This window comes from Rhodopila globiformis, assembly GCF_002937115.1.
Lineage (GTDB): Bacteria > Pseudomonadota > Alphaproteobacteria > Acetobacterales > Acetobacteraceae > Rhodopila > Rhodopila globiformis.
This window is the reverse complement of sequence record NZ_NHRY01000262.1, coordinates 1-7,074: the sequence shown is the minus strand read 5'-3', so window position 1 is coordinate 7,074 and position 7,074 is coordinate 1. Positions and strand designations below refer to the sequence as shown.

Here is a 7,074-nt window from a genome sequence, read left to right as displayed (position 1 = left end):
TGTTGGGGGTGGCCGGCGTCGCGGGGGGTTGAAGCGGCGGCCATTTTCAGCCCTTGCGGTGCGGGCGCCGCCAACTGGCCAACTTCGTGCTAACGATTACGAAAGGATGAACGGACACGGACGGTTCCGGGGACGCTGCCACTGCCCGCCGGGGATTCGGCCCGGATTGCCCCAGCCCTTGCCGACCGCGGCGGGGCGGCAGGCGCAGGACCTTCCGGCGCGGCTCTCCCGGTGAGCGGCACTGGCCGGTTGACCGGCCTGCGTCGGCGCCCCCCTACGTCACGCGCCCGCCCAGCAACACCGCCCGGCTTCCGCCCGGCTGCGCCCGCCGCAGCACGTAGATCGACGCCACCATCACCAGGATCAGCACCGCCAGCACACCAAGCTCGGTCATAGAGGTGCGGAACATCCGATCGACCTCCTCCGGGCCAATGCCCTGCTGCGAGACCTTCGACGACTCCAGCGTGATCACCAGGATCCGCCGGATCGAGGCGATCAGCCCGACGACCAGGAAAGGCTCCCCACTCAGCGCGCCGTCTTCCACCGACACCTGCACCGTGTGCAGGATCTCGATCAGCATCAGCACGAACAGCAGCCGATCAATGACGGCGAACACCGTCTCGGTCGCGGTCCACTCGCCGAGCCCCTGCCACAGCGTCACCGCGGCACCGGCCAGGGCCATGACCGTGGTCAGGCACAGCAGGACGCCCAACGCCAGGTACAGCGCATGCTCCACGCCCCGGAACAACCGCCTGGGCCCCGGGAGGACCCGTGCCGTCTCGTCAACGTTGATATTGCTTGTCGTCATAGCCGCCTCAATCAGACCGTTCGGCAAGCGCCGCTCCTGTGTCACGCCGGCAAAGAGCCGGCCCCGTTGACGCCGCGGCCATTGACCTGCGTCCGCAGTTCGTCCAGCGGCACCAGCCCGCCGTCGCGCTCGAAGTGCCAGAAGGTCCAGCCGTTGCAGCTTGGCGCGTTCTGCACCAGCGCGCCGACCTTGTGGATCGAGCCACGGGTGTCGGCGGTGCTGACCGAGCCGTCCGGCCCGACCATGGCGCTGACCCGGCGATGCCGATCATACAGGCGCGTGCCGGGCGCGATCAGCCCCTGCTCCACAAGACTGCCGAACGGGATGCGCTGCGCCTCCCGCTTCGTCGGTTCCGCGACCGCCGCCTCGGCCGAGACCGGCCTGGTCCGCCGCACCCGGCCGATGGCGGCCTCGGCGTAGGCCGGGTGGCGCTCGATGCCGATGAAGCGGCGGCGCAGGCGCTTGGCGACCGCCAGAGTCGTGCCGGTGCCGGCGAAGGGGTCCAGCACGACGTCGTCCTGGTTGGTGCTGGCCAGCAGCACGCGGTGCAGCAGTGCTTCCGGCTTCTGGGTCGGGTGCAGCTTCAGGCCGTGCTCGTTGCGCATCCTCTCCGGCCCGGTGCACAGCGGGATGAACCAGTCGCTGCGCATCTGGATGTCGTCGTTCAGCGTCTTCATCGCCTGGTAGTTGAAGCGATAGCGCGACTCCTGCCCGCGCGCGGCCCAGATCAGCGTCTCGTGCGCATTGGTGAAGCGCCGGCCGCGGAAGTTGGGCATCGGGTTGGACTTGCGCCAGATGACGTCGTTCAGGATCCAGAAGCCGAGGTCCTGCAGGATTGCGCCGATGCGGAAAATATTATGGTAGGCGCCGATGACCCAGAGCGTGCCGTCCTTCTTCAGCAGCCGGCGGCATTCGCCCAGCCAGGCCCGGGTGAATGCGTCGTATTCCGCGAAGTCGGTGAAGCGGTCCCACGCCTCGTCGACGCCATCCACCACGCTGTCGTCCGGCCGCCGCAACTCGCCCCGCAATTGCAGGTTGTACGGCGGATCGGCAAAGACGCAATCGACCGAACCCGTTGGCAACATGCGCATGATTTCGGCGCAGTCGCCACGCAGGATCTGGTCGAGTGGCAGATCATGGTAGGCGTTCAAACCGATTCCCACCTTTTCCACACTCTTCCCCTATGGTGACGGGTCGCGCGAAATCGCGTCAATCAACATTCGTTACATCCAGTTGCAACTGCGCGACGGTACGGAATGCGGCACGATGATGCCGGGTCGGCCCGAGCCGGCGTAACGCGTCGCGGTGCAAAGCAGTGGGGTAGCCGGCATTGGCCTCCCACCCGTAGCCCGGGCAGCGCAGGGCCAGCCGCGCCATCGCCCGGTCGCGCACCACTTTCGCGACGATCGAGGCGGCGGCGATCGACAGGCACAGCGCGTCGCCGCCGACGACGCAGCGCACGGCGCAATCCAGCTTCGGCGGATAGTTGCCGTCGACCAGCGCCAGGTCCGGCGCCGCCCGCAACCGGGACACGGCGCGGCGCATCGCCAGCATCGAGGCGTGCAGGATGTTCAGCCGCAGGATCTCCCCGACCGAGGCGGCGCCAACGCCAATCTCGGCGGCCGAGGCGTGCAACGCAAGGAAAGCCGCCAGCCGCCGATCGGCTGTCAGCTTCTTGGAATCGTCCAGGAGATCGGCCAGGCCGGGCAGCAGATCGAGCGGCAGCACGACGGCAGCCGCGACCACCGGCCCGGCCAGCGGCCCGCGCCCTGCCTCGTCCACACCGGCGACCCGTCCGCCGGCCGCTCGTTCCATCTCGAAAGTTGGCATTCGGCGGGCTTAGCAGGACTGGTTGGATTCACGGAAGCGCCCTGGTGGGCGGCGGCAGGGTCAACCGGGCGGGGGGCAACGATGGTCGCGCGTCCTGGCCAGGCGGCAACGCCCGCGGTCCGCGACGTCGCCAACCAGGGCCACAGCGGCGAACGGTTCCGATGGCGAGCCTGACGGACAGGCTGGCGCATCGGACCCGTCGCCTTGTCCCGTCAGACATTCGCGCCGGGGCAGAGGAAGCGAAGCCTTGGGGACAAAGCCGATGGGATCAGGCCTTGATGTCCAGCAGGCTGGTCGTCTTTGTGCTGCTGGCTGCCGCCTTGCTGTCAGGCGCGTTGTTGTCGTAGTCGCCGTCACGGTCCATCCGGGTGGCGGACTGCGCGGCCTGGGAGGAGGCCGACGACTGGGTGGCAGCCGAAGGGGCGTAGGAACTGGCCGAGGAAATGCCTGAAACGTTCATTGTGATCTGTCCTGAGATTGCGGTTGCACGCGGATTTCTTCCGCCTCAGGCCAGATCGAGGTACTGGCCAGCCTTCTGCCACAGCCGTTCTATTCCAATACCGGCAAGAATGCTGTTTCAGATCTGTTTCGGTATGTAAAAATCTTGAGCACTATGGTGTTCGCGAGCCGACCGGCCTGCGCATGGCTGGCGGCACGGGTTCAGGAGCCGGGGGCCTTGCTCTCCGCCTGCCGCTGTTCGGCGGCCGCCTTTTCCCGGTCCTGCCGTTGCGACGCCCGCAGGCGGCGAAGTTCCCAGATCAGGAAGCCCAGCACCAGGAACTCACCAAACGCCCAACCAAACCGCATGCCGGCTCACGCGCCGGACGACGTACTCGGGCCCGCGGTTTCAGCCGCCTGTACCTGGGCGACCTTGGTGGTGGTGATCATCAGGTAGACCGCATAAGCCGCCAGGACGAACATGACGCCGCCATACTGCAGCATGGTGAACGTGCCATGGCCGCCGAGCGCGAAGTAGAACAGGCTCATTGTGGCGGCGAACATGGCGACCACGAACAGAATCATCGGCCGCACGATCTCGCCCGCCGCGGCAAATTCCGGGCGGATCGAGCTGGCGCTCGCGGCGATCCGCGCCGGCGTCCGGCGCTTCATGACGGCCGCCGCCAGAAGCCCGGCGCCGAGCGCAACCAGCCCCAGTCCCAGCCAATCATGCATGTCCTGTCTCCTTATATATTATGCTGTGATTGCAGCCGCTCCCGCTGTTCCAGCCGCGCGAACAGATCCATCGTCCACACCAGCCGATCGGCCAACTTCCACCAGGGGGTGCGGGCCTCGTGCGGCATGGGGCGTGCCGGCGTGTCGACGACGGCGTCGACCAGATAGACCCCCTCGGGCACCGGCGCCGTACGCAGCGAGCGCGTCGGGACGGCCATGTTGCCGAGGCCGCTCGCCAGCACCCAGAGCTTGCGGCGGCCGGACACCACGGCGCGGCTGGTAACCGAGTTCAGCCCCTGCCGCGCCACCTGCATGCCGATTTCGCGGTACAGCAGGCTGGCGGCGCCGATACCGAACCGGCAGTTCATCGGCAGTCGGGTGATGCCGGCACTGGCATGGTTGTAATACCCGTCGGCCGCATACAGCAGCCGGTGCACGACGTAGCCGAGCTCCTTGGAGAACACCGGATTGGCGAGGAACGCGTCCGGGTCGATGCCGGCCTCGGTCATCCAGTCCAGCGGCAGGTAGAGGCGGCCGTTGCGGGCGTCCTCGCCCACGTCGCGGGCGATGTTGGACAGCTGCATCGCCACGCCGAGATCGACCGCCGCCGACAGGCGCTTGCGGTCACGCACGCCCATCAGCACCGCCATCATGGCGCCGACGGTGCCGGCCACGCGCACCGAGTAGGCGCGGACATCGGCGAAGGTCGGGTAGCGGCGGCCTTCGGAATCCCAGGCGAAGCCTTCCAGCAGGGCCTCCGGCAACGCGCGCGGCAGGGCATAGCGCTCGACGACATGGGCGAAGGCGCGGTCCGCCGGCAGGTCGAGCGGGCGGCCGTCGTAGATCAGCGACAGTCGCTCCTGCAGCCAGCTCAGGCCGGCTTTGCTGCCGCTGGCGTCGTTATCGATCACATCGTCGGCCTCGCGGCAAAACGCATACAGCGCGATGGCCGGGTCGCGCATGGCGCACGGCAACAGGCGGGATGCCGCATGGAAGCTGAGTGACCCGCCTTGCAACAGCTTGCGGCAGGCCTCCATGTCGGCGACTTCGGTCTCAGAGTGTAGCAGCATGCGGCACCACGCGATCCAGGACTTTGGCGGAGGAAATCACCGCCGGCACGCCTGCCCCCGGATGCGTGCCGGCGCCGACCAGGTAGAGGCCGGCAACATCTTCGCTCTTGTTGTGCGGACGCCAGTAGGCGCTTTGCAGCAGCACCGGCTCCAGGCTGAACGCGGCGCCGTGCAGCGCCAGCAGGCCGTCGCGGAAATCTATCGGCGTCCGGACCTTTGACGTGACGACGTGCTTGCCCAGGCCGGGCAGCAGAGTCTCCTCCAGCCGCTTCTGGATGGCCTGCCGGTAGGGCTCGGCTTCCTTGGTCCAGTCGGTCTTGCCATCCAGGTTCGGCACCGGGGACAGCACGTAGAACGTGTCGCAGCCCGCCGGCGCCAGCGCCGGATCGGTGGCGGTCGGGCGGTGCAGGTACAAGGAGAAGTCCTTGGCCAGCACCTTGCGGTTGAAGATGTCGTGCAGCAGGCCCTTGTAGCGGGGGCCAAGGGCGATCGTATGGTGCGGCACATCGGGATACTGGCGATCGGTGCCGAAGTACCAGATGAACAGGCCCATCGAGTAGCGCGCCCGGTCCAGCTTGCGGTCGGTCCAGGTCTTGCGCGCCTCGGGCGGCAGCATCTTGCGGTAGGTCCAGGCCGAGTCGGCGTTCGACACCACGATGTCGGCGGCGATCGTCTCGCCCGAGGCCAGTCGCACGCCGGTGGCGCGGCCGTTGCTGACCAGGATCTGCTCGACCTCGGTGTTGCAGCGGATGGTGTTGCCCTGTCCCTCGATCAGACTGGCCAGGCCGGTCACCATCGCGCCGGTGCCACCGATGGGGAAATGCACGCCCCATTGCCGCTCGAAGTAGGGGACCATCGTATAGACGGAACTGACGGCGAACGGGTTGCCGCCGATGAACAGCGGATGGAAGCCGAAGGCGATGCGCAGCCGCTCGTCCTTGATGAACTTGCTGACGGTGGCATGGACGCTGCGATAGCCGCCGAGCCGGATGATGTCCGGGGCGACCTTCAGCATATCCATGATCGAGTTGAACGGGTGGTCGCCGAGTTCCTCGAAGCCGATGCGGCAGGTTTCCTGGCTGTGCCGCATGAAGCGCTCGTAGCCCGCGACGTCCGAGGGCGAGAGCCGCGCCACCTCGGCCCGCATGGCCTCCGGATCGCCGCTGGCGTCGAAAGTCGAGCCGTCGTGGAAGCGGATCCGGTAGAACGGCTGCATCAGCTTCAGCGTCACGTCGTCGGCCATGCTGCGGCCGCACAGGGCCCACAGTTCCTCGAACAGGTGCGGCGCGGTCAGGATGGTCGGGCCGGGATCGAAGGTGAAGCCGTCCTGGCGGAACGCCGAGGCGCGGCCCCCGGGGGCGTTCAGCTTGTCCAGCACGGTGACGCGGTAGCCGCGCGCGCCCAGGCGGATCGCCGCAGCCAGGCCGCCGAAGCCGGCGCCGATGACGACGGCGTGGCGGTCAGTCGGACGGGTGGGTTTGCTGGAGGGGGAGACAGTGGAAGGCGTCAACTGATCCATGCCCCGAGTGTAAACGCAAGATGACACTCTGACCAGGGGTGTCTTACCGCCGGAAGCGGTCATGCATGTCGAAAATGTGAGTCACCAGCGCGCCGGTCAGGGCGATCGGCACCCACGGCCAAGCGGCCCCGGCCATGGCCGCCCGTATGCCCAGTAGCAGGCACAGGCCGGGCAGCAGCATGACGGTCACGGTGCGGGCGGGGAGTCTCCGCCAGCGGGCGAGGATGATGCCTTCCAGCAGGGTGAAGACCAGGATCAGGTCGATCAGGTGGGGCGAGGTGTAGAAGGCGAAGATCACGTCAGGCGGCAGTGAGGGTGGTTGCGGGGCACCGGCCCCTCCGCGTCATGGTGGGCGCAGGCCCACCATCCACGCCTGGCGATGCTGATGCCACGCAATGGCGTGGATGGTGGGCCTGCGGCCGCCACGACGGTGAGCAACGCCGCGCCACGCGATGGTCCCTCCTAGTACACCTCGCCGGAAGTGGCGACTCCGTTGATGGGTGGCCCGGCGCGGGTGAGTCTGGTTTGCCACAGTCTGGCGGCAATCGCCGTGACCAGCCGCCGTCAGGAGCCGTTCTGGCGAGTCAGGAGCGGCCTGAATATGGCAGGCCACAGGCTCACGCCTCGCCCTGATTCACCGGAGCCTTCATGCCCCGTCTGACTGCCGCCCCGAT

General features: G+C 67.7%; 9 protein-coding genes. All 9 read right to left on the bottom strand.

Going from position 1 to position 7,074, the window contains the following annotated elements:
* Positions 1-274: 274 nt before the first annotated feature.
* Entirely contained in the window at positions 275-808 is a 534-nt protein-coding gene (locus CCS01_RS28440; protein ID WP_104522149.1) for a phosphate-starvation-inducible PsiE family protein, read from the bottom strand.
* Between the two features lie 41 nt (positions 809-849).
* Positions 850-1,899, bottom strand: a complete 1,050-nt coding sequence (locus tag CCS01_RS28435; protein WP_104522150.1) for a site-specific DNA-methyltransferase — start codon at positions 1,897-1,899, stop codon at positions 850-852.
* Positions 1,900-2,017: 118 nt separating this feature from the next.
* Positions 2,018-2,638, bottom strand: coding sequence for a ribonuclease HII (locus CCS01_RS28430; RefSeq protein WP_104522148.1), 621 nt, complete (start codon positions 2,636-2,638; stop codon positions 2,018-2,020).
* Between the two features lie 268 nt (positions 2,639-2,906).
* Positions 2,907-3,098 carry a hypothetical protein gene (locus CCS01_RS28425; RefSeq protein WP_104522147.1) on the bottom strand — a complete coding sequence of 64 codons (192 nt, stop codon included), beginning with the start codon at positions 3,096-3,098 and terminating at the stop codon, positions 2,907-2,909.
* 200 nt (positions 3,099-3,298) lie between these two features.
* A complete protein-coding gene (locus CCS01_RS34030; protein WP_158258657.1) occupies positions 3,299-3,445 on the bottom strand; it encodes a hypothetical protein in 147 nt (48 codons plus the stop codon).
* A gap of 6 nt (positions 3,446-3,451) precedes the next feature.
* Positions 3,452-3,811 (bottom strand): hypothetical protein, encoded by a 360-nt coding sequence (locus CCS01_RS28420; protein WP_104522146.1) that lies wholly within the window; start codon positions 3,809-3,811, stop codon positions 3,452-3,454.
* A gap of 11 nt (positions 3,812-3,822) precedes the next feature.
* The gene (locus tag CCS01_RS28415) at positions 3,823-4,881 is read right to left on the bottom strand and encodes a phytoene/squalene synthase family protein (protein ID WP_104522145.1); all 1,059 of its coding nucleotides are present in this window, start codon (positions 4,879-4,881) and stop codon (positions 3,823-3,825) included.
* Entirely contained in the window at positions 4,865-6,400 is a 1,536-nt protein-coding gene (locus CCS01_RS28410) for a phytoene desaturase (RefSeq protein ID WP_104522144.1), read from the bottom strand. Before CCS01_RS28410 ends, CCS01_RS28415 begins: the two co-directional genes overlap by 17 nt.
* A 43-nt stretch (positions 6,401-6,443) precedes the next feature.
* Positions 6,444-6,698 carry a hypothetical protein gene (locus CCS01_RS28405; RefSeq protein ID WP_104522143.1) on the bottom strand — a complete coding sequence of 85 codons (255 nt, stop codon included), beginning with the start codon at positions 6,696-6,698 and terminating at the stop codon, positions 6,444-6,446.
* Between the last annotated feature and the right edge of the window lie 376 nt (positions 6,699-7,074).